The organism is Pseudomonas sp. C2B4 (genome assembly GCF_013359695.1).
Lineage (GTDB): Bacteria > Pseudomonadota > Gammaproteobacteria > Pseudomonadales > Pseudomonadaceae > Aquipseudomonas.
This window is the reverse complement of the sequence record NZ_JABFMU010000002.1, coordinates 132,822-155,952: the sequence shown is the minus strand read 5'-3', so window position 1 is coordinate 155,952 and position 23,131 is coordinate 132,822. Positions and strand designations below refer to the sequence as shown.

Genomic DNA, 23,131 nt, shown 5'->3' with positions numbered 1-23,131 from the left:
CCCCTTCGCGAGCAGGCTCGCTCCCACAGGTTTTGCGCGGTCCTTGTGGGAGCGAGCCTGCTCGCGAATGCGGCAGTACAGTCACCACACTTATTGGAAACTGAAACATGCCAGCACTGACCACCTACCAAACCCGCATCATCCCCGACTGGGTCGACTACAACGGCCACCTGCGCGACGCGTTCTACCTGCTGATTTTCAGCTACGCCACCGACGCCCTGATGGATCGCCTGGGCATGGACAGCAACAACCGCGAAGCCAGCGGCAACTCGCTGTTTACCCTGGAGCTGCACTTGAACTACCTGCACGAAGTGAAGCTCGACGCCGATGTCGAGGTGCGCACACAGATCATTGGCCACGACAGCAAGCGCCTGCACCTCTATCACAGCCTGCACCTCGTGGGCGATGACAAAGAGCTGGCCGGCAACGAGCAAATGCTGCTGCACGTCGACCTTGCCGGGCCAAGTTCCACACCGTTCAGCGACGTGACCCTGGGCAAACTGCAAGCCATCGTCGCCGACCAGACCGACCTGCCAACCCCCAAGTACATTGGCCGAGTGATCGCATTACCCCCAAAAAAATAACAAGGAGATTGCATGAACACCGCCGCCGCTTTTGCCGACTTCCGTACTTATCCGTTGATCAGCGCGCTGTCAGGCGTGCAAGCGATGGCGGATCGTGTGCTGGTGAAGTGGGCCGACAACCGTGTCAGCCCCTTCCATCACCAATGGCTGCGGGACAACTGCCCGTGCCCGCAATGCGTCTACACAGTGACCCGCGAACAGGTGCTGGAAATCGTCGACGTTCCGGAAAACCTGATCCCTGCACAAGCCAGCGTCGACCTTGAAGGCTGCCTGAGCGTGCAATGGCAGGACGGCCACCTGAGTCGCTTCGATCCAGGCTGGTTGCGTGCCCACGCCTACGACGACGAATCCCGCGCCGAACGCCTCGCCGGCAAGCCAAAAGCACGCCTATGGCATAACGATCTGGCACTGCCAGTGTTCGAGTATCAGGCGCTGATGCACGACAACGATGCCCTATTGCAGTGGCTTCTCGCCGTACGGGATATCGGCCTGACCCAGGTCCGTGGCGTGCCCACCGAACCCGGCTCTCTGAAGCTGATCGCGCAGCGCATTTCTTTCATCCGCGAGAGCAATTTCGGTGTGCTGTTCAACGTGCAATCCAAGGCCGACGCTGACAGCAACGCCTACACCGCTTTCAACCTGCCACTGCACAGCGATCTGCCGACCCGGGAGTTGCAACCGGGGCTGCAATTCCTGCATTGCCTGGTCAACGACGCCGAGGGTGGCGAGAGTATTTTCGTCGATGGTTTCGCCATCGCCGATGCCTTGCGCCGGGAGGATCCCGAGTCATTCAAAAGCCTCTGCGAGATCCCCGTGGAGTTTCGCAACAAGGACCGCCATAGCGACTACCGTTGCCTCGCCCCCATCATCGACCTGGACGCATTGGGCCAGATATCGGAGATCCGCATGGCGAATTTTCTGCGCGGGCCGTTCGATGCGTCGGTGGACCAGATGCCCTTGCTCTACCGCGCCTATCGCCGCTTTATCGCGATGACCCGCGAGCCCCGGTTCAGGTTGATGCAAAGGCTCAACCCCGGCGAACTCTGGTGCTTCGACAACCGCCGCACCCTCCACGCCCGCAATGCCTTCGATCCCGCCACCGGGGCCCGGCATTTCCAGGGGTGCTATGTCGATCGGGATGAATTGCTGTCGCGCATTTTGGTGCTACAGCGTTAAACCGAGTCATCGTTCTTCGCGAGCAGGCTCGCTCCCACAGGTTTCAGGCGGTCCTTGTGGGAGCGAGCCTGCTCGCGAATGCGGCCTGTCAAACAACACAAAACCCTCTGATTCACAGGCAAAAAAAAGCCCCGATCAAGCCGTGACAGGATCGAGGCAATAGGTACTGTTGAGGAGCTGCCGTGCGAGGGTGACCAAACCTTCGTGAAGCAAGCTGAGTCCAGTGTGCCGACTCCCTTCGCAGGTAAATAGCCCGAAAACGACGCTTTCATAGCCAATGCGGCCATTGCGACAAATCGCCCTTGCCGCCACCCGGCACCCCTACCAGAATCGAGCCACGACACCGTTCCCAGAAGAAGGATTTGCGTCATGATGTACGCCGATTTGATTGACCAGGAAGACCTGTTGGGCCAGCTCAAGGCATTGGGCTTTCAAGTACCGAGCGGCGCCACGGCCGAGCAGGCTTGCGAGTATGCGGTGCGCGGTTTGAACAACGAGCGGGCCATCGTGCTGCGGACCATGGTCAAGCAGATGTACACCAGCAGTGCGACGATCCTGCCGGCTGTGCGCCAGGCCATCGACAAGCAGTTGCTGCCGGCGTTGGCGGAATACCAGCAAAGCCATACCGCCCGATAAAACGCATTCGCGAGCAGGCTCGCTCCCACATTCGACCGCATTCCTCTGTTGGAACCCGGTCAACTGTGGGAGCGAGCCTGCTCGCGAAGGATGCGACTCGGTTTTAGAGCCTTACGCTAGCGAAAGTCGACTCATTACGCGCCTGACTCAACGCCGACAACGGCCCGGACAGCGGCGACAGCACCAGGGCTTGTGGCAGCGGCATCATCGCCACTTGCTGCGTGGTGTTGGAGCCTACGCGCTCGTCACGCGGCGGAATGCCGAAGTACTCGCGGTAGCACTTGGAGAAGTGCGGCGTGGACACGAAGCCACACACCGACGCCACCTCGATGATCGACATCGGCGTTTGCTTGAGCAACTGCCGCGCCCGGATCAGGCGCAGTTTCAGGTAGTAACGCGATGGCGAGCAGTGCAGATACTTCTGGAACAGCCGCTCCAGCTGACGACGGGACACGGCGACATACACCGCCAGTTCGTCCAGATCGATCGGCTCTTCGAGGTTGGCCTCCATCAGCGCGACGATTTCCTGCAGTTTCGGCTGGTTGGTGCCGAGCATGTGCTTGAGCGGCACGCGCTGGTGATCCTGTTCGTTGCGGATGCGCTCGTAGACGAACATCTCCGAGATCGCGGCGGACAGTTCACGACCGTGATCACGGCTGATCAGGTGCAACATCATGTCCAGTGGCGCGGTGCCGCCGGAACTGGTGAAACGGTTACGGTCGAGGGTGAACAGGCGGGTACTCATGGCGACGCGCGGGAAGGCTTCCTGCATGGCCGCCAGGCATTCCCAGTGCACGCTGCAATCGAAGCCGTCCAGCAGGCCGGCGCAGGCCAGGGCCCAGCTGCCGGTGCAGACGGCACCGAGGCGGCGGGACTGACGCGCCTGGCTTTGCAGCCATGAAACGTGTTCGCGGGTAACAGTGCGTTGAATACCGATACCGCCGCAGACAATCACGGTATCCATCGGTGGCGCTTTGTGCATGGAGGCATCGGGGGTGATTTGCAGACCGTCACTGGCCCAGACTTGACCGCCATCGACGGTGAGGGTGGTCCAGCGATACAGCTCACGGCCGGACAACTGGTTGGCCATGCGCAGGGGTTCGACTGCGGAGGCCAGGGAAATCAGCGTGAAATTGTCCAGCAGCAGAAAGCCGATGGATTGAGGCGCACGGTTCTGGGGTTGGGCCCCGGAGTTGAACGACGTCATCGCGGTATCTCCTCACACAAAGCGGGTGATGGCCTCAGGCGGAGGCTCTTGTTATTGCCATCGTTCTCGCGTGGGAGACGGGCTTTGTAATGACAGAGCAATTGCCATGCCTAAATTTGAATGTGCGTTCAATAACTCCTAAAAACGACGTCGGAATGTGTCTATATATGACGCGCGGCGAGTAGGGGTTATAAGTGCCATCAACGGCGACAAGCGCTCTGCCCCGTTGCGTGTGAGCAAATCGGTAGCACTTGTGGGAACAGGGCTGCGACGAGCCCGGAAAGAGTGTCACCGCAGGCACGGGTGACAGGCGGTCGTAGCACTGATTGTACCCGACCGCCGGTGAGGCAATTTATCTGTTAGCGACGCGCCAAAAGGTGGCGCGGTTTGTGACGGGTGTTCACTTTACGCGCAGTTTTGACTGGTCTGGCCCCTTCGCGAGCAGGCTCGCTCCCACATTTGATCGCATTCCCCTGTGGGAGCGAGCCTGCTCGCGAATGGGCCAACTCGGTATCAGCACTCCACCGCGCTAACCGCCAACCCACCCCGCGATGTCTCCTTATATTTGTCATGCATATCGGCACCGGTATCGCGCATCGTGCGTATCACCCGATCCAGCGAGATAAAGTGCTGGCCATCGCCGCGCAATGCCATCTGCGCCGCGTTGATCGCTTTCACCGCGGCAATCGCGTTGCGCTCGATGCACGGCACCTGCACCAGGCCGCCCACCGGGTCGCAGGTCAGTCCGAGGTTGTGTTCCAGGCCGATTTCCGCCGCGTTGCACAGTTGCTCCGGCGTCGCGCCGAGGATTTCCGCCAGCCCTGCCGCCGCCATGGCGCAGGCCGAACCGACTTCGCCCTGGCAACCGACTTCCGCACCGGAGATCGACGCATTCTTCTTGCACAGAATCCCCACCGACGCCGCACCGAGGAAGTAGTCGACGACATTGGCGTCGGTCACGTCCTCGCTGAACTTCATAAAGTAGTGCAACACCGCCGGAATGATCCCTGCCGCGCCATTAGTCGGCGCCGTGACCATGCGCCCGCCGGCGGCGTTTTCTTCGTTGACCGCCAGGGCGAACAGGTTGACCCACTCCATGGCGCTGAGGGTCGAGCCGATCACATTGGGTTTGTTCAACTCCTGCAAGCTGCGATGCAGCTTGGCCGCACGCCGGCGCACGTTCAGGCCGCCGGGCAGGATGCCTTCGTGCTTGAGGCCGTGCTCGACGCAGTCCTGCATGGCACGCCAGAGGTGCATCAGGCCGCTGCGAATTTCCTCTTCGCTGCGCCAGACCTTCTCGTTGGCCATCATCAATTCAGCCACGCGCAGGTTGTGCTTTTTGCACAGTTCCAGCAGCTCTGCCGCGCTGGAAAAATCGTAGGGCAACACGGTGCGATCCAGGTCGACGACACCGCTGGAAGCCTGTGCCTCATCGACGACAAAACCGCCGCCGACCGAATAGTAGGTATCGCGATGCAACTCGCCGTCATCGCCTTCGACGACCAGGGTCATGGCATTGGGGTGGAATGGCAGGTTTTCGTCGATCAGGCGCATGTCCCGGGCCCAGATGAACGGTACCGGCAAGCGACCGTCGAGCAGCAGCGTGTCGGTTTCGCGCAGGGTGGCGATGCGAATGCCGATTTGCGACGGATCGATCGCGTCCGGCCACTCGCCCATCAGGCCCATGATGACCGCGTTGTCGCTGCCGTGACCGATGCCGGTGGCTGACAGTGAACCGTAGAGCTGAACTTCGACGCGCCGCACTTGCTCCAGCAGCCCCCGTTCACGCAAACCCTGCACGAACAGCGCCGCCGCCCGCATAGGCCCTACGGTGTGCGAACTGGAAGGGCCGATGCCGATTTTGAACAGGTCGAAAACACTGATAGCCATTACTGCCGAACTCCTGGGTGAGCCAACTCCAGGCGCAAAAGCGCCCGGTGGCGGAGCTGCTACGCTCAAGCTGCAATCCGCCGAGATGACCGCATCATCAGGCTTTTGTCATGTCGTTCGACGTCTCTAACCGACGCACTCTTGTCCACTAACGCCGTGTGCGTTTTGCGCCATGTTTTCGGCGTTTTTTTGCGATGCAGAGGGGGAAAAGTGGCTGAAAAAATCTGTAAACGACGTCACTGACACTGGATGCGACCATCCCTGTACTGGTTACGACGCACCCTGTAGGCGTCAGATTTTCACTGGTACATGATCATATCGACTCGATTGCTAGGCGCCGTGGTAGAGCTGTCTCCAAAACGCCATCCAACCGCAACTCTATAAGTGCGGTGGTCCAGTCGGAACACTGCCAAAAAAAACACCAAGGAGTCCATCCATGAAAGGTTCCCCGTCGTTGTTGTTGGCCGCCATGCTTAGTCTGCCGGTTCTGGCGCAAGCCGCCGAACCGGCCCAATGCAGCACCGTAAATTTCTCTGATGTCGGCTGGACCGACATCACCGCGACAACCGCGACCACCAGCGTTGTGCTCAACGCGCTGGGCTACAAGACCAAGACCACCATGATTTCCGTGCCGGTGACCTACAAGTCCCTGGCCGACGGCAAGAACATGGACATCTTCCTCGGCAACTGGATGCCGACCATGGAAAACGACATCAAGCCTTACCGCGATGCCGGCACCGTGGACACCGTACGCACCAACCTCAAGGGCGCCAAGTACACCCTCGCCGTTCCTCAAGCCCTGTACGACAAGGGGCTGCATGACTTCGCCGACATCGCCAAATTCAAGAAAGAACTCGACGGCAAGATCTATGGCATCGAGCCGGGCAACGACGGCAATCGCCTGATACAGAGCATGATCGACAAGAACGCTTTCGGCCTGAAAGACGCCGGCTTCAAGGTGGTCGAGTCCAGCGAAGCGGGGATGCTTTCCCAGGTCGACCGCGCACAGAAACGCGACACCGCCGTGGTCTTCCTCGGCTGGGCGCCGCACCCGATGAACAAGCGCTTCAAGATTCAATACCTGACTGGCGGCGACGATTTCTTTGGCCCGGATTTCGGTGCTGCCACCGTGGCGACCAACACCCGCAAGGGTTACGCCGAGGAATGCAGCAACGTGGGCCAACTGCTGAAAAACCTGGAGTTCACTGTCGACATGGAAAGCGAACTCATGGGCAACATCCTGGACGACAAGATGAAGCCTGACGCGGCCGCCAAGGCCTGGTTGAAAAAGAATCCACAGGTGCTCGATACCTGGCTCGCTGGCGTGAACACCATTGACGGTAAACCAGGCCTGGAGGCCGTGAAAGCCAAGCTCGCACAGTAATCGCTTATGCCGGACGGCTCCGGCCGTCCGGGCTGTTTATTTCCTTGCATGCGGACGTTCACTACCATGCTGATTGATCAGAAAATACCTCTAGGCCAGCACATTGCGAGCTTCGTCGAATGGTTGACGCAACACGGCGCCAACACCTTCGACGCCATTGCCGTGACGCTGGAAACGATGATCCACGGCGTGACTTTCGCGCTGACCTGGTTCAACCCGCTGGTCTTGATTGGACTCATCGCCATTCTGGCCCACTTGATCCAGCGCAAATGGGGGCTGACCGCCTTTGTTGTCGCTTCCTTTCTGCTGATCCTCAACCTGGGGTACTGGCAGGAAACCATGGAGACCCTTGCCCAGGTGATGTTTGCGACCCTGGTCTGCGTGGTCATCGGCGTGCCGCTGGGCATCGTCGCGGCGCACAAGCCAATGTTCTACACTGTAATGCGACCGGTACTCGATCTGATGCAGACCGTACCGACCTTCGTTTACCTCATTCCTACCCTGACCCTCTTCGGGCTGGGTGTGGTGCCAGGCCTGATCTCCACGGTGGTGTTCGCCATCGCCGCGCCGATCCGCCTGACCTACCTGGGCATCCGCGATGTCCCTCAAGAACTGATGGACGCCGGCAAGGCCTTCGGCTGCTCGCGTCGCCAACTGCTGACACGGATCGAACTGCCCCACGCCATGCCGAGCATCGCGGCCGGCATCACCCAGTGCATCATGCTGTCGCTGTCGATGGTGGTGATCGCGGCACTGGTGGGCGCCGATGGATTGGGTAAACCGGTGGTCAACGCACTGAACACTGCTGATATCGCCCTGGGCTTCGAAGCGGGCCTGGCGATCGTACTGCTGGCGATCATGCTCGACCGTATCTGCAAACAACCCGAAGCCAAAGTAGGGGGTGACGCATGAGCATAATTCGCTTCGAAGACGTCGACGTGATCTTCACCAAAGATCCGCGCGAGGCACTGAAACTTCTCGATCAAGGTTTGACCCGCAGCGAGATCCTGAAAAAGACCGGCCAGATCGTAGGCGTCGAAAAGGCCAGCCTGGATATCGAAAAAGGTGAAATCTGCGTGCTGATGGGCTTGTCCGGTTCCGGCAAGTCCAGCCTGCTGCGCTGCATCAACGGGCTGAACACCGTCAGCCGCGGCAAGCTGTTCGTCGAGCACGAAGGCAAGCAAATCAACATTGCCTCCTGCTCCGCCGCCGAACTGAAAATGATGCGCACCAAGCGCATCGCGATGGTGTTCCAGAAGTTCGCCCTGATGCCTTGGCTGACCGTGCGCGAGAACATCAGCTTCGGTCTGGAAATGCAGGGCCGTCCGGAGAAGGAACGCAAGAAACTGGTCGATGAGAAACTCGAACTGGTGGGCCTGACCCAATGGCGCAACAAGAAGCCCGATGAGCTTTCCGGCGGTATGCAGCAACGTGTGGGCCTGGCCCGCGCGCTGGCGATGGACGCCGACATTCTGCTGATGGACGAACCGTTCTCGGCACTGGACCCGCTGATCCGTCAGGGCCTGCAAGACGAGCTGCTGGAACTGCAACGCAAGCTGAGCAAAACCATCGTGTTCGTGAGCCACGACCTCGATGAAGCCCTCAAGCTCGGCAGCCGTATCGCGATCATGAAAGACGGTCGGATCATCCAGTACAGCAAGCCTGAAGAAATCGTCCTCAACCCGGCGGACGACTACGTGCGGACCTTCGTGGCCCACACCAACCCGCTGAACGTACTCTGCGGCCGCAGCCTGATGCGCACCCTGGACAACTGCAAGCGCATCAACGGTTCGGTCTGCCTGGATCCGGGCGGCGATTCATGGCTCGACCTGGCCGAGGGCAACACCATCAAGGGCGCACGCCAGAACGGCTCGAGCCTGGATCTGCAGAACTGGGTACCGGGCCAGGCGGTTGAAGGCCTGGGTCGTCGGCCAACACTGGTGGACTCGAACATCGGCATGCGCGACGCGCTGCAGATTCGCTACCAGACCGGCAACAAGCTGGTGCTGCACGATAACAACCACGTGGTGGGGATTCTCGGCGACAGCGAGCTGTACCACGCGCTACTCGGAAAGAACCTGGGTTAAGGCAACAGACACAAAAACGCCGCGAGAGGATCGCGGCGTTTTTGTTTATGGGATATCGGGTCATTCCGCTTTGTGGCTGATGCCCCCTTCGCGAGCAGGCTCGCTCCCACATTGGAATACGGTCAACTGTGGGAGCGAGCCTGCTCGCGAAGAAGGCGATACGGTGCTTCAGACAGAAGCACCGCATCCCTTCACAACTTAGCTGTAAACCCGGCCAAGGAGCTGCCGATGGCTTTCAAACTGATCGAGCACGTCACGGGTGATCTGGTCCTGGGTGAAGCCCATCAAGTCGTAATCCTGGCTGCCGTTGTGCAGGTACACCTCGGCACGGTAGTAACGCTGGCGCGCCTCATCGGATTGAGCCGATTCGGTTGGCGTGGCCAGGTAGCCGTCCAGGCTGACTTCGTAGACAAAAGGGTTACCCTCTTCCATCTCGATCCGCAGGCCCATGCAACGCTTGGCCTTGCCCAGCACGGTTTGCACATCCAGGCCTTGAGCGCGCATTTGCACGGCGGCATCTTCCAGCGCCGGCGTGACATGCTTGTCCATGAAGCGCTGTACCACCGACTGGCTCGGTTGCAGATCCAGTTGAGTCAGGCGCTCGGTAAAACCACGGCGACCGCGTGCCGCCAGTTCCGCTTGTTCCTGCTCGATCTGCACGTCCTGACGCATGGCCTTGTGCAAGCCGAACATGAAGAACACCAGCACCACCGAGAACGGCAGGCCGGCCAGCACCACCATGGTTTGCATGGCTTCGAAGTTACCGGCGAACAGCAGGCCGATGGTCACCAGGGTGATCACCACCGACCAGAAAATCCGCAGCCAGTGCGGGGCGTCTTCGTCGACGTTACCGCCCTTGCACGACAGGTTCGCCATCATCACCGCGCCGGAATCCGCCGGGGTCAGGAACAACACAAAGCCCACGAAAATCGAGACGCCGATCACCACTTTCGACGCCGGGTAATGCTCCAGCAACTGGTAGATCGCCATGGACGGCTGCTCCAGCGCCGTCTTGCCCAGTTCCACGGCTCCGTGGTTCATCACCAGGTCCAGGGCCGAGTTACCGAAAATCGACAGCCACGCCAGGGTGAAACCCAGCGGAATCAGCAGCACGCCAGCGACCAGTTCACGCACCGTGCGACCACGGGAAATACGCGCGATGAACATGCCCACGAATGGTGCCCAGGAAATCCACCAGGCCCAGTAGAACAGGGTCCACAGGCCCAACCAGCGGTCGGACTTCTCACTGTCGCCTTCGTACACGTACAGGTCGAAGGTCTTCAGTACAACGCCGTTGAGGTAGTCACCGATGTTCTGCACGAAGCCGTTGAGCAGGTGCAAGGTCGGGCCGAACAGCAATACGAAGATCAACAGGCCGCTGAACAGCACGATGTTCAGGTTGGACAGACGACGAATGCCGTTTTCCACACCCGACACGGCCGCGATGGTCGCCACGGTGCTCATCACGATGATCACGATCAGCAGGTTGGTGTTGCTGTGTTCCATGCCGAACAGGTTTTCCAGGCCCGACGACACTTGCAGCGAACCAATCCCCAGGTTGGTCACCAGACCCAACAGGGTCACGAACATGCCGAAACCGTCCACCGCGTGACCGGCCGCGCCCTTGACCCAACGCTCGCCCGCCAGCGGGTACAGCGCCGAGCGCAACGCCAATGGCTGGTTGTGACGGTAGGCAAAGTACGCCACCGCCAGGCCCACCAGTGCGTAGATCGCCCAGCCATGCAGGCCCCAGTGCAGGAACGTCAGCTGAACCGCCTGACGCGCCGCCAGGTTGCTGCCGGCCACGCCTTCCGGCGGGTTGAAATAGTGGTCCAACGGCTCGGACGCACCGAAATACAGCAACGAGATGCCGATACCCGAGGAGAACAGCATCCCCGCCCAGGCGCCGTAGCTGAAGTCCGGGGTGTCGTCCTTGCTCCCCAGCTTCAGTTTGCCGTAGGACGAAAACGCCAGGCCGACGACGAAAATCAGGTAGGCGGCAATCACCACCATGTAGTACCAGCCGAAGCTGCGGGACAACCAGGCCTGAGCCGTTCCGAGCAATCTGCCCGCCTCTTGCGGGGCGATGATCAGAATGGCGGTCAACAACAGGATCAACGCGGTAGAGGTGTAGAACACCCAACCGTTGACCGTCACCTTCTCGGGTGGGGTCTTTATTAGCGAGGCAGAACTCATGGCACAGATGCTCCGGGCAGTGCGAGAGAAGAACGCAAGGCAATGGGTACCCGACCAATCGGTTAGTGGGCAGCCGACCAGTGGGTGATATAAAGACAGCCCGAAAAAAGCCCGAAGCCCTTGAGACGCCGTGGCGTACAGGTTTCGAGCTTTTTCGGATGTCGGTTTGCCGCCATTTACACGTAGGAAAATTCGGTAAGCAGCGACGATTTGTCGCAGATCTTATTCTTTGTTGATTGAACGTTCAATCAAAACAAAATAGACTGGCCCTCAATCCGGTAGCCGCTCGACGTCTGCCGGAAGGCCTAAGGAGATGTGCAAGATGCCCAAGGTCGGTATGCAACCCATCCGCCGCCAGCAATTGATCGAAGCCACTCTGCTGGCGGTCGATCAGGTCGGAATGGGGGACGCCAGCATTGCGCTGATCGCCCGTTTGGCCGGTGTCTCGAATGGCATCATCAGTCACTATTTTCAGGACAAGAACGGCCTGATAGCTGCCACGGCGCAGTACCTGATGAGCGTCCTGAGCGAGAACGTCACCACGCGCCGTCAGGCGCTGAAGGACAACAGCCCGCGGGCTCACCTTCAGGTGATCATCGAAGGCAACTTCGACGCCAGCCAGGTCAATGGCCCGGCAATGAAAACCTGGCTGGCCTTCTGGGCCACCAGCATGCATCACCCGTCTTTGCACAGGTTGCAGCGGATCAACGATCACCGTCTGTATTCCAACCTGTGCTGCCAGTTCCGCCGCGTACTGCCGCTCGAAGATGCGCGCAGTGCAGCCCGTGGCCTGGCAGCCCTCATTGACGGTTTGTGGTTGCGCGGCGCGCTGTCGGGAGACGCTTTCGACACCGAGCAGGCGCACCGGATTGCTTACGAATACATGGATTTACAACTGGCCAAGCAGGTGAGTTAGAGCACAACAGAACGCTCAACCCCTGAACGCGCCAATCACTTAATGCACTTGCGAGGACTTTATGGCCCGTTTCGAACTGCAAAAACTCTACATCGATGGCGGCTACAGTGACGCTGGCAGCGACGCCACGTTCGAAGCCATCAACCCGGCTAACGGTGAAGTCCTCGCAAAAGTACAACGCGCAACCAAGGAAGACGTCGAGCGCGCCGTCGTCAGCGCCGAAAAGGGCCAGAAAATCTGGGCCGCCATGACCGCCATGGAGCGGTCGCGCATCCTGCGTCGCGCCGTGGAAATCCTGCGTGAGCGCAACGACGAACTGGCTGCCCTGGAAACCCTGGACACCGGCAAGGCTTACTCCGAAACCCGTTACGTCGACATCGTCACCGGCGCCGACGTACTGGAGTACTACGCTGGCCTGGTGCCGGCCATCGAAGGCGAGCAGATTCCGCTGCGCACCACCTCTTTCGTCTACACCCGTCGCGAGCCGCTGGGCGTCGTGGCCGGCATCGGCGCGTGGAACTACCCGATCCAGATCGCCCTGTGGAAATCCGCACCTGCCCTGGCGGCCGGTAACGCGATGATCTTCAAGCCAAGCGAAGTCACCTCGCTGACCACCCTGAAACTGGCCGAGATCTACACCGAAGCCGGCCTGCCAGCCGGCGTGTTCAACGTCCTGACCGGCAGCGGTCGCGAAGTCGGCACCTGGCTGACCGAGCACCCGCGCATCGAGAAAGTCTCGTTCACCGGCGGCACCGACACCGGCAAGAAAGTCATGGCCAGCGCTTCGAGCTCCTCGCTCAAAGACGTGACCATGGAACTGGGCGGCAAATCCCCGCTGATCATCTGCGACGACGCCGACCTGGATCGCGCTGCCGACACCGCGATGATGGCCAACTTCTACAGCTCCGGTCAGGTCTGCACCAACGGCACTCGCGTGTTCGTACCGGCGCACCTGAAAGCCGCATTCGAAGCCAAGATCGCCGAGCGCGTCGCGCGCATCCGCATCGGCAACCCGGAAGATGAAAACACCAACTTCGGTCCGCTGGTCAGCTTCGCCCACATGGAAAGCGTGCTGGGCTACATCGCCAAGGGCAAGGAAGAAGGTGCACGCCTGCTGTGCGGCGGCGAGCGTCTGACCGACGGCGAGTTCGGCAAGGGCGCTTTCGTTGCACCGACGGTATTCACTGACTGCACCGACGACATGACCATCGTCCGTGAAGAAATCTTCGGCCCGGTGATGGCGATCCTCTCCTACGAAACTGAGGAAGAAGTGATCCGCCGCGCCAACGACACCGACTTCGGCCTGGCCGCCGGTATCGTCACCAAGGACCTGAACCGCGCCCACCGCGTGATTCATCAACTGGAAGCCGGTATCTGCTGGATCAATGCCTGGGGCGAGTCCGACGCCAAGATGCCGGTCGGCGGCTACAAGCAGTCGGGTGTTGGCCGTGAGAACGGGATCAGCTCGCTGAACAACTTCACCCGCATCAAATCGGTACAGGTCGAGCTGGGCGATTACGTCTCGGTGTTCTAAGACCCGAGCCTTGTATTGCCTGCGAGGGCCTCTTCGCGGGCAAGCCCGCTCCCACAGGAGCCCCATTCCAATGTGGGAGCGAGCCTGCTCGCGAATCGAGTGCGCAGCACTCGCCGGGGCCTGACCTGACCAACTTCAAAGAGGGTGCATTCAATGTCCCAAGAATTCGATTACATCATCATCGGTGCCGGCTCGGCCGGTAACACCCTGGCGACCCGTCTGACCGAAGACGCTGGCGTCACCGTCCTGCTGCTCGAAGCCGGTGGCCCGGACTACCGCATGGACTTCCGCACGCAGATGCCGGCCGCCCTGGCGTTCCCGCTGCAAGGCCGTCGCTACAACTGGGCCTACGAAACCGATCCGGAACCACACATGGACGGTCGCCGTATGGAATGCGGTCGCGGCAAGGGCCTTGGCGGTTCCTCGCTGATCAACGGCATGTGCTACATCCGCGGCAACGCCATGGACTACGACGGCTGGGCCAAACTGCCAGGTCTGGAAGACTGGACTTACCTGGATTGCCTGCCGTATTTCCGCAAGGCGGAAACCCGTGACATCGGCCCGAACGACTACCATGGCGGCGAAGGCCCGGTCAGCGTGACCACGCCGAAAGCCGGCAATAACCCATTGTTCCACGCCATGGTCGAAGCCGGCGTGCAGGCCGGTTACCCGCGCACCGAAGACCTCAACGGTTACCAGCAGGAAGGCTTCGGCCCTATGGACCGCACCGTGACACCGAAAGGTCGTCGTGCCTCCACCGCCCGCGGTTACCTGGACGTGGCCAAGAAGCGTTCGACCCTGACCATCGTCACCCACGCCCTGACCGACAAGATCCTGTTCGAAGGAAAGCGCGCGGTCGGCGTGCGTTACCTGGTCGGCGCGGCCGAAGAACGCGTTGAAGTCAAAGCCCGCAAGGAGGTGCTGCTGTGCTCCGGCGCCATCGCTTCGCCGCAGATCCTGCAACGCTCCGGCGTCGGCCCGGCGAAACTGCTGGAAAGCCTCGACATTCCGGTGGTCCACGACCTGCCGGGCGTCGGTGAAAACCTGCAGGACCACCTCGAGCTGTACCTGCAATACGCTTGCACCCAACCGGTCTCGCTGTACCCGTCGCTGCTCCTGCACAACCAGCCGGCCATCGGTGCCGAGTGGCTGTTCAACGGCACCGGCATCGGCGCCAGCAACCAATTCGAAGCCGGCGGTTTCATTCGTACCCGCCCGGAATTCGAATGGCCGAACATCCAGTACCACTTCCTGCCGGTAGCGATTAACTACAACGGCAGCAACGGTGTGAAAGAGCACGGCTTCCAGGCGCACATGGGTTCCATGCGTTCGCCGAGCCGTGGCCGTATCCAGGTCAAGTCCAAGGACCCGCGCCAGCACCCGAGCATCCTGTTCAACTACATGGCCACCGAGCAGGACTGGCAGGAATTCCGCGACGGCATCCGCCTGACCCGTGAAATCATGCAGCAACCGGCGCTGGACGCCTTCCGTGGCCGCGAAATCAGCCCGGGCATCGACGTGCAAACCGATGAGCAGCTGGACAAGTTCATCCGCGAGCACGCCGAAACCGCGTTCCACCCATCCTGCTCGTGCAAGATGGGCGCCGACGAGATGGCTGTGGTCGATGGCGAAGGTCGCGTGCATGGCATGCAAGGCCTGCGGGTGGTCGATGCGTCGATCATGCCGATCATCACCACCGGCAACCTGAACGCGCCGACGATCATGATGGCCGAGAAAATCGCCGACAAGATCCGTGGCCGCCAGCCATTGCCGCGCAGCAAGGCCGCCTACTATGTGGCCGGCGATGCTCCGGTGAAGAGCAAGCCGGTGCGGGAAGTGCCTCAAACCGCGTAACGCTGTTACACCGCATCACGGCTATTCGCGAGCAGGCTCGCTCCCACATTGGATCTGTGAACAACTCAGGTCTTTTGTGGGAGCGAGCCTGCTCGCGAAGAGGCCTTGTGAAACAACACACCTCGACCTGACTCACCCAGCCAAACCTTCCTGCACCGCCCCCTCCTTGATCCCATCCCCACGCAGGCCTACTCTAGCGCCACGCAAACGATTCACCCTCCCCTCGCAACATCGATGCGCCACACCAAGGAGGTTCCCGAATGTTCGATTTCCACCCCCAGCTCAAGCAGCGCTTCGCTGCCTTGCGCACGGGCGCTGAATTCTTTTCCCTGCGTTATGTGCGCGAGTCCGGTCAATACCTGTCGGTGCGCAAGAATGTCGCCGAACCACCGAGCCTGCGCCGTGACGAAGGCGCGATGCTGACCGTGCGGGTGAACGGCGTCGAAGCCTATGCCGCCACCAACGACTTGTCGCAACAAGGCCTGCAAGCCGCCCTCGAGCGCGCCGAGCAGCAGGCCCGCCGACTCAAGCCCCACGCCCTGCTGGACCTGCGCGAACAAGCCGTGTCCAGCGACCGCGCCGATTACCACTCGCCGAACCTCGACCAGCCGTTCCCATCCCTGAGCGATTGCTACCAATTGCTCGGTGCCGAATCCGCCGCCGTCCCCAAGGACGAACGCCTGGTGAACTGGCAGGTGAGCATCGGCATCACCCACGTCGAGCAGATCTACCTCAACAGCGCGGGTGCCGAACTGCGTCAGGCTCAGCGCTTTGTCTATCCCGGCCTGGAAGTCACCGCCTACGACGGCAACGACAGCCAGACCCGTACCCTGGGCCGCGAGAACTTCGGCCAACAGGGTGGCTTTGATGTGATCAGCCGCTGCGGCCTGGTGGGCGCCGGTCCGAAAATCGCCGATCAGGCCCTTCAACTGCTGCTGGCGCCGAACTCCCCGCAGGGTCCGCGCGACCTGCTGTTGATGCCAGACCAGATGATGCTGCAAATCCACGAATCCATCGGCCACCCGCTGGAACTGGACCGCATCCTCGGTGACGAGCGCAATTACGCCGGCACCAGTTTCGTCAAGGCCGAAGACTTCGGGCACCTGCAATACGGCTCTGAACTGCTCAACGTGACTTTCGACCCGGACATTCCCGAGCAGCTCGCCAGCTACGGCCATGACGACGACGGCACCGCCGCCAGCAAACAATTCCTGATCCGCGAAGGCCTGTTGCTGCGGCCCTTGGGTGGTGCGCTGTCACAATTCCGCGCAGGCCTGGACGGCGTCGCCAACAGCCGCGCCTGTGGCTGGAACCGTCCGCCGATCGATCGCATGGCCAATCTGAATATCGAGCCGGGCGATCAGCCGCTGGACCAACTGATCGGCAACATCGAGCACGGCATCCTGATGAGCACCAACCGCTCGTGGTCCATCGACGATGCGCGCAACAAGTTCCAGTTCGGTTGCGAATGGGGCCAGTTGATCGAAAACGGCGAACTCAAGGGCGTGGTGAAGAACCCGAACTACCGGGCGATTTCCGCGCAGTTCTGGAAGAGCCTCAGCGCTGTCGGCGATGCCAGCACCTTCAAGGTCTTGGGCACGCCCAATTGCGGCAAGGGCGAACCGAATCAGGTGATCCGCGTTGGTCATGCGTCGCCGGCCTGCGTGTTCAGCAACGTTGATGTGTTTGGGGGAGACGCTTGATGAGTACGTCAAAAACTCAGGCCGAGTCGTTCAAGGCCCTGGTCAACGGCTTGCGCGAGGCCTTGCGCGAACCGGAACAGTTCACCCTCAGCTACGCCGCCGAATCGTCGGCCTTCGTGCGTTTCAACCATGCCAAGGTGCGTCAGGCCGGACAGGTGCAGCAGGCGAGCATCGGTCTGAAACTGATCAACGATGGCCGCCACGCCGACCTCGACATCACCCTTTCCGGCGACTTGAAGGTGGATCAACAACGGCTGGCCGACGGCCTGCAACAACTGCGTGACACCTTGCCGTTGCTGCCCCAGGACCCGTACCTGCTGCTGAACTACAACGGTTGGCAAAGCAGAAACGTGCAGGAGCATCCGCTGCCGGACACCGAGCACGTGGTCGCCGAAATCACCCGCGCCGCCGAAGGCCTGGATCTGGTCGGATTCTATGCCGCCGGCCCCATCAGCCGTGGTTTCGCCAGTTCCGCCGGCGCATTCGGCTGGCATCAGGCCAACAGTTTCAACTTCGATTTCAGCCTGTTCCACGAAAACGGCCAGGCCGTGAAGGCCAGCTACGCCGGGCACGACTGGAGCAGCGAGGGTTTTGCCAGGCGTTTTCAGCAGGCCCGCGAGCAACTTGAATTCCTGGGGCGGCCGCTGCGCACGCTGGCACCGGGTCAGTACCGCGCTTACCTGGCGCCAGCCGCACTGGAAGAAATCATGGGCATGCTGTGCTGGGGCGGGTTCTCGGCGCAGTCGATTGCCAGCAAAAGCAGTCCGCTGCAAAAGCTTTATGGGGGCGATCAATCCTTCAGCCCGCTTGTCTCGCTGGATGAAAAAGTCAGCGGCTCATTGAGCCCGGCGTTCTCCGACGAAGGCTATCCGCGCAGTGATCTGGGGCTGATTGTCGAGGGCAAGGCCGGCGCGCAACTGGTCGGTTCACGCAGCGCCGCCGAGTACGGCCTGACCGCCAACGGCGCCAGCGGCGGGGAGTCTCCCAGCGCCCTGAACATGCAGGCCGGTTCATTGCCAGACGCGGACATCCTCAAGCAACTGGGCACCGGTTTGTACATCAGCAACCTGTGGTACCTGAACTTCTCCGACCAACCGGCGGCGCGCCTGACCGGCATGACCCGATTCGCGACCTTCTGGGTCGAGAACGGCGAGATCCAGGCACCGGTCAGCACCATGCGCTTCGATGACAGCGCCTTCAGCCTGCTCGGCTCGCAGTTGGAAGCGCTGACTGCAGAGCGGGAGTTGTTGCTGTCGGCGAGCACCTATAGCCAACGGGCGACGGCTTCGGCGTTGTTGCCGGGGGCGCTGGTCAGCCGGCTCACGTTGACCCTTTAAAAGCTTCGCGAGCAGGCTCGCTCCCACATGGACGGTGAATAACCTGTGGGAGCGAGCCTGCTCGCGAAGAGGCCACCACGGACTCCCTGATTCACACTGACAAGAGGTCCCATGCCCAACCGCCCGCCTCTCGACCCTGTTACCGCCCGCTGGGTGCCGTGGGTTGTCGCCATTGCCTTCTTCATGCAGTCCCTCGACGGGACGATTCTCAACACCGCCCTGCCGGCCATGGCCGCGGACCTGGCGGAAGACCCGCTGCGCATGCAGGGCGTGATCATCGCCTACATGCTCACCGTGGCCCTGCTGATCCCCGCTTCAGGCTGGATTGCCGATCGCTTCGGCACGCGGAAAATCTTCTTCGGCGCCATTCTGCTGTTCAGCCTCGGCTCACTGCTTTGCGCGATGTCCAACAGCCTGACCCTGCTAATTGGCGCCCGGGTCGTTCAGGGCCTGGGTGGAGCACTGATGCTACCGGTCGGGCGGCTGGTAGTGCTGCGTGCTTACCCGCGCTCGGAGCTGGTGCGCATCATGGGTTTCATCACTATTCCCGGCCTGCTCGGCCCGTTGATCGGCCCGACCATGGGCGGCTGGATGGTGGAGTACCTGACCTGGCACTGGATCTTCCTGATCAACCTGCCGGTCGGGGTGGTCGGTTGCTACGCCGTGTGGAAGTTCATCCCGGACCTGCGCGGCAGCGAACGTACGCGCTTCGATAGCCTCGGCTTTGTGCTGTTCGGTGCGGCGATGATTCTGATTACCATCGCCATGGAGGGCCTGGGAGAGCTGCACCTGCCGCACCTGCGGGTGATGCTGTTGCTGTTTGGCGGCATGGCCTGTCTCGCCGCTTACTGGTTGCGCGCCGGGCATATCGACAACCCCTTGTTCGCGCCATCGCTGTTCAAGACCCGGACCTTCGCCGTCGGCATTCTCGGCAACCTGTTCGCCCGACTCGGCAGCGGTGCCCTGCCGTTCCTCGTGCCGTTGCTGCTGCAAGTGGCGCTGGGCTATTCGCCGTCGCAAGCCGGGATGAGCATGCTGCCGCTGGCGGCGGCGGCGATGATCGCCAAGTGGGTGGCACGGCCGCTGATCGAACGCCTGGGCTACCGCATCGTGCTGACCGGCAACACCCTGGCGCTGGGGATCATGCTGGCGAGCATGGGCCTGGTCAGCGAGCAGACGCCGTACTGGCTGCTGCTGTGCCTGCTGGCGATCCTCGGGGCAATCAACTCCTTGCAGTTCACCGCGATGAACACCGTGACCCTGATCGACCTCGACGACGCCAGCGCCAGCAGCGGCAACAGCTTGCTGTCGGTGGTAGCGCAGTTGTCTCTGAGCCTCGGTGTAGCTTGCGCCGGCGCATTGCTTGGTGGCTTTACGGCAGAGATCGGCAATGATGGCGTGGACACGGTTTTGGGTGCGTTCCAACTGACCTTTGTGACCGTCGGAATCATGGCCATGCTGGCCGCGACAATCTTTTCGCAGCTTTCAAAGGAGGACGGACGGCGCGTCAGAAGTCCGGAACAACACATCGAACATTGAAGAGAACATTTGTGGCGAGGGGATTTATCCCCGTTGGGTTGCGAAGCGACCCCAGTGTTCCATCAGTCGAACCGCGCACACAGGTTTTTGCGACGGCTTCGCCGCCGAACGGGGATAAATCCCCTCGCCACAGGTTTGCGTTCGTCCAGAACTTTCGAGGTTAATGGCCAGAGGCTGGTACACTGCGCGACATTTTGTTTTGCAGGCCAGTCCCGTGACCACCATCGCCACCGAATTTAATACTTTGCCGCTGTCCGCCGCCATGCTGGCTAACCTCGACTCCCTCGGTTATGCCCAGATGACGCCGATCCAGGCGCAAAGCTTGCCGGTGATCCTCAAGGGGATGGACCTGATCGCCCAGGCCAAGACCGGCAGCGGCAAGACCGCCGCCTTCGGTATCGGCCTGCTGAACCCGATCAATCCGCGTTATTTCGGTTGCCAGGCGTTGATCCTGTGCCCGACCCGCGAGCTGGCCGACCAGGTCGCCAAGGAAATCCGTCGCCTGGCCCGTGCCGAAGACAACATCAAGGTCCTGACCCTGTGTGGCGGCGTGTCCCTCGGCCCGCAGATCGCTTCGCTGGAGCACGGCGCGCACATCATCGTCGGCACGCCGGGACGTATCCAGCAGCACCTGCGCAAGGGTTCGCTGGTACTCCACGGCCTCAACACCCTGATCCTCGACGAAGCCGACCGCATGCTCGACATGGGTTTCTACGACTCCATCGAAGAAATCATCATGCAGGCCCCGGAGCGTCGCCAGACCCTGCTGTTCTCCGCCACCTACCCGGTGGGCATCAAGCAGCTGGCGTCGAAATTCATGCGCAACCCGCAGCAAGTGAAGGCCGAGGCGTTCCACGACGACACGCAGATCGAACAACGCTTCTACGAGATCTCCCCGGAAGAGCGCATGAGCGCCGTGACCAAGGTATTGGGTCATTTCCGTCCAGCCTCCACCGTGGCCTTCTGCTTCACCAAGCAGCAGGTTCAGGAAACCGTCGATCACCTGACCGCCAAAGGCATTTCCGCCGTCGGCCTGCACGGCGATCTGGAACAACGGGACCGTGACCAGGTACTGGCGATGTTCGCCAACCGCAGTACATCGGTACTGGTGGCCACCGACGTCGCCGCACGCGGTCTGGACATCGATTCCCTGGACATGGTGATCAACGTCGAACTGGCCCGTGATTCGGAAATCCACATCCACCGCGTCGGCCGTACCGGTCGTGCTGGCGAGAAAGGCCTGGCGATCAGCCTCGTCGCACCGTCCGAGGCGCAGCGCGCACAAGCCATCGAACAGTTGCAGAAGACGCCGTTGACCTGGGATCAGGTGGATAACCTCACCTCCAAGGGCGGTGGCCCGCTGCTGCCGCAAATGAGCACGCTGTGCATCGCCGCCGGCCGCAAAGACAAGGTACGGCCGGGCGACATCCTTGGCGCACTGACTGGCGAAGCCGGGATTCCAGGTACCCAGGTTGGCAAGATCGCGATCTTCGACTTCCAGGCCTACGTGGCCGTGGAACGCGGCGTCGCCAAACAGGCCTTGCAGCGCCTGAACGACGGCAAGATCAAGGGTCGTTCGTTGCGCGTGCGTATTTTGTAAGCACAACGCACTTCCCCCTGTGGGAGCGAGCCTGCTCGCGAAGACGGAGTGTCAGATAACATTGAGGTGTCTGATACCCCGCTTTCGCGAGCAGGCTCGCTCCCACAGTTTGTTTTGTGGCGAACACATTTAGAGGACACCGTTTTGCGCTCTACCGAAGTCGTGATCATTGGCGCTGGCGCCGCAGGGTTGATGTGTGCACTGACCGCCGCCGGGCGCGGGCGCAAGGTGCTGTTGCTCGACCATGCCAACAAGGCCGGCAAGAAAATCCTGATGTCGGGCGGTGGCCGCTGCAATTTCACCAACATGTACACCGAGCCGGGCAATTTCCTCTCGCAGAACGCGCATTTCTGCAAATCTGCCCTGGCCCGCTACACCCAGTGGGACTTCATCGGTCTGGTGGCCAAGCACGGCGTGCCTTACCACGAGAAAAAACTCGGCCAGTTGTTCTGCGATAACAAATCCAGCGACATCCTCGAAATGCTCTTGAACGAGTGCGATCAGGTCGGCGTGAGCCTGCACCTGGACACCTCGATCCAGACCATCGAGAAGCTCGAGAAGGGCTATTTGCTGGACACCACCCTCGGCCAAGTGACGTGCGAATCGTTGGTAATCGCCACCGGCGGCCTGTCGATCCCGACCCTGGGCGCCACCGGTTTCGGCTATCAAGTAGCCAAACAGTTCGGTCACGAACTGCTGCCGACCCGCGCTGGCCTGGTGCCATTCACCATCACCGATCAGCTCAAGGCACTGTGCACCGAGCTGTCGGGGACGTCGGTGGACTGCCTGGTGAGCTGCAACGACCAGAGCTTCCGCGAGAACATCCTGTTCACCCACCGTGGCCTCAGCGGCCCGGCGATCTTGCAGATTTCCTCGTTCTGGGAATCCGGCGATACGGTTGAGATCAACCTGATGCCGGACCACGACGTGCCGACCTGGCTGCAACAACAGCAAGCCGAACGCCCCAACAGTGAGCTGAAAACCCTGCTCGGTGAAATCTTCACCAAGAAGATGGCCAACCTGCTGGCGGACAACTGGTTCGTTTCCAAACCGATGAAGCAATACACCCACGCCGAACTGGCCGACATCGCCGAAAAACTGGCGAGCTGGAAAGTCGTGCCGGCCGGCACCGAAGGCTACCGCACTGCCGAAGTGACCCTGGGTGGCGTGGACACCCACGAAGTGTCGTCCAAGACCATGGAATCGCTGAAAAGCCCCGGCCTGTACTTCATCGGCGAAGTGCTGGACGTGACCGGGCATCTGGGTGGCTTCAACTTCCAGTGGGCGTGGGCTTCGGGCTACGCGGCTGCGCAGTACGTCTGACGCCACACTTCTCTAATCTGAAATGCAATCCCTGTGGGAGCTGGCTTGCCAGCGATGAGGTCAGTACATTCAACATCTGTGTTGACTGTCAGACCGCCATCGCTGGCAAGCCAGCTCCCACAGGTTTCTTTGCCTGTCTAAAAAATTGAGGCGGGGGTTGTTCGG

Annotated in this window: 17 protein-coding genes; 14 read left to right on the top strand and 3 right to left on the bottom strand. The window is 61.0% G+C overall.

The genetic code is table 11. The features are described 5' to 3' along the window. Positions 1–107: 107 nt before the first annotated feature. The 3 genes from HNQ83_RS02410 (at position 108) to HNQ83_RS02400 (ending at position 2,396) form a co-directional block, all read left to right on the top strand. Positions 108–584: a thioesterase family protein gene (locus HNQ83_RS02410; RefSeq protein WP_175387493.1), complete on the top strand. Its 477-nt coding sequence runs from the start codon at positions 108–110 to the stop codon at positions 582–584. 12 nt (positions 585–596) lie between these two features. Continuing rightward, entirely contained in the window at positions 597–1,760 is a 1,164-nt protein-coding gene (locus HNQ83_RS02405) for a gamma-butyrobetaine dioxygenase (protein WP_175387492.1), read from the top strand. A 369-nt stretch (positions 1,761–2,129) separates the two neighbouring features. Then, the gene (locus HNQ83_RS02400) at positions 2,130–2,396 is read left to right on the top strand and encodes a hypothetical protein (protein WP_175387491.1); all 267 of its coding nucleotides are present in this window, start codon (positions 2,130–2,132) and stop codon (positions 2,394–2,396) included. Between the two features lie 103 nt (positions 2,397–2,499). Here HNQ83_RS02400 and HNQ83_RS02395 read toward each other — a convergent pair whose 3' ends face one another. Next, positions 2,500–3,603 (bottom strand): GlxA family transcriptional regulator, encoded by a 1,104-nt coding sequence (locus tag HNQ83_RS02395; protein ID WP_090325880.1) that lies wholly within the window; start codon positions 3,601–3,603, stop codon positions 2,500–2,502. 513 nt (positions 3,604–4,116) lie between these two features. Next, a complete protein-coding gene (locus HNQ83_RS02390; RefSeq protein ID WP_175387490.1) occupies positions 4,117–5,493 on the bottom strand; it encodes an L-serine ammonia-lyase in 1,377 nt (458 codons plus the stop codon). A gap of 436 nt (positions 5,494–5,929) precedes the next feature. Here HNQ83_RS02390 and HNQ83_RS02385 point away from each other — a divergent pair, with 436 nt between their 5' ends. The 3 genes from HNQ83_RS02385 to choV all read left to right on the top strand — a co-directional run bounded on the left by HNQ83_RS02385 (position 5,930) and on the right by choV (position 8,964). Next, positions 5,930–6,877, top strand: a complete 948-nt coding sequence (locus HNQ83_RS02385; protein ID WP_175387489.1) for a choline ABC transporter substrate-binding protein — start codon at positions 5,930–5,932, stop codon at positions 6,875–6,877. Positions 6,878–6,943: 66 nt separating this feature from the next. Then, the gene (choW, locus tag HNQ83_RS02380) at positions 6,944–7,789 is read left to right on the top strand and encodes a choline ABC transporter permease subunit (RefSeq protein WP_175387488.1); all 846 of its coding nucleotides are present in this window, start codon (positions 6,944–6,946) and stop codon (positions 7,787–7,789) included. Beyond that, positions 7,786–8,964, top strand: coding sequence for a choline ABC transporter ATP-binding protein (choV, locus tag HNQ83_RS02375; protein ID WP_175387487.1), 1,179 nt, complete (start codon positions 7,786–7,788; stop codon positions 8,962–8,964). Before choW ends, choV begins: the two co-directional genes overlap by 4 nt. Positions 8,965–9,162: 198 nt before the next feature. Here the strand turns inward: choV and HNQ83_RS02370 are convergent, their stop codons facing one another. Then, positions 9,163–11,103 (bottom strand): BCCT family transporter, encoded by a 1,941-nt coding sequence (locus HNQ83_RS02370; RefSeq protein WP_372241872.1) that lies wholly within the window; start codon positions 11,101–11,103, stop codon positions 9,163–9,165. Positions 11,104–11,482: 379 nt separating this feature from the next. Here HNQ83_RS02370 and betI point away from each other — a divergent pair, with 379 nt between their 5' ends. The 8 genes from betI to HNQ83_RS02330 all read left to right on the top strand — a co-directional run bounded on the left by betI (position 11,483) and on the right by HNQ83_RS02330 (position 22,966). After that, positions 11,483–12,076 carry a transcriptional regulator BetI gene (betI, locus tag HNQ83_RS02365; protein WP_175387485.1) on the top strand — a complete coding sequence of 198 codons (594 nt, stop codon included), beginning with the start codon at positions 11,483–11,485 and terminating at the stop codon, positions 12,074–12,076. A 61-nt stretch (positions 12,077–12,137) separates the two neighbouring features. Next, complete coding sequence (gene betB / locus HNQ83_RS02360; protein WP_175387484.1) at positions 12,138–13,610, top strand: betaine-aldehyde dehydrogenase; 1,473 nt, start codon at positions 12,138–12,140, stop codon at positions 13,608–13,610. Positions 13,611–13,763: 153 nt separating this feature from the next. After that, the gene (gene betA, locus HNQ83_RS02355) at positions 13,764–15,464 is read left to right on the top strand and encodes a choline dehydrogenase (RefSeq protein WP_175387483.1); all 1,701 of its coding nucleotides are present in this window, start codon (positions 13,764–13,766) and stop codon (positions 15,462–15,464) included. Between the two features lie 260 nt (positions 15,465–15,724). Beyond that, positions 15,725–17,167: a TldD/PmbA family protein gene (locus tag HNQ83_RS02350; protein WP_175387482.1), complete on the top strand. Its 1,443-nt coding sequence runs from the start codon at positions 15,725–15,727 to the stop codon at positions 17,165–17,167. Continuing rightward, a complete protein-coding gene (locus HNQ83_RS02345) occupies positions 17,167–18,504 on the top strand; it encodes a TldD/PmbA family protein (RefSeq protein WP_175387481.1) in 1,338 nt (445 codons plus the stop codon). Before HNQ83_RS02350 ends, HNQ83_RS02345 begins: the two co-directional genes overlap by 1 nt. Positions 18,505–18,615: 111 nt before the next feature. Further along, positions 18,616–20,043 carry a multidrug transporter subunit MdtD gene (gene mdtD, locus HNQ83_RS02340; protein WP_175387480.1) on the top strand — a complete coding sequence of 476 codons (1,428 nt, stop codon included), beginning with the start codon at positions 18,616–18,618 and terminating at the stop codon, positions 20,041–20,043. 262 nt (positions 20,044–20,305) lie between these two features. Further along, positions 20,306–21,643 carry an ATP-dependent RNA helicase DbpA gene (dbpA, locus tag HNQ83_RS02335; RefSeq protein ID WP_256668837.1) on the top strand — a complete coding sequence of 446 codons (1,338 nt, stop codon included), beginning with the start codon at positions 20,306–20,308 and terminating at the stop codon, positions 21,641–21,643. 144 nt (positions 21,644–21,787) lie between these two features. Further along, positions 21,788–22,966, top strand: a complete 1,179-nt coding sequence (locus HNQ83_RS02330; RefSeq protein WP_175387478.1) for an NAD(P)/FAD-dependent oxidoreductase — start codon at positions 21,788–21,790, stop codon at positions 22,964–22,966. Positions 22,967–23,131 lie beyond the last annotated feature (165 nt).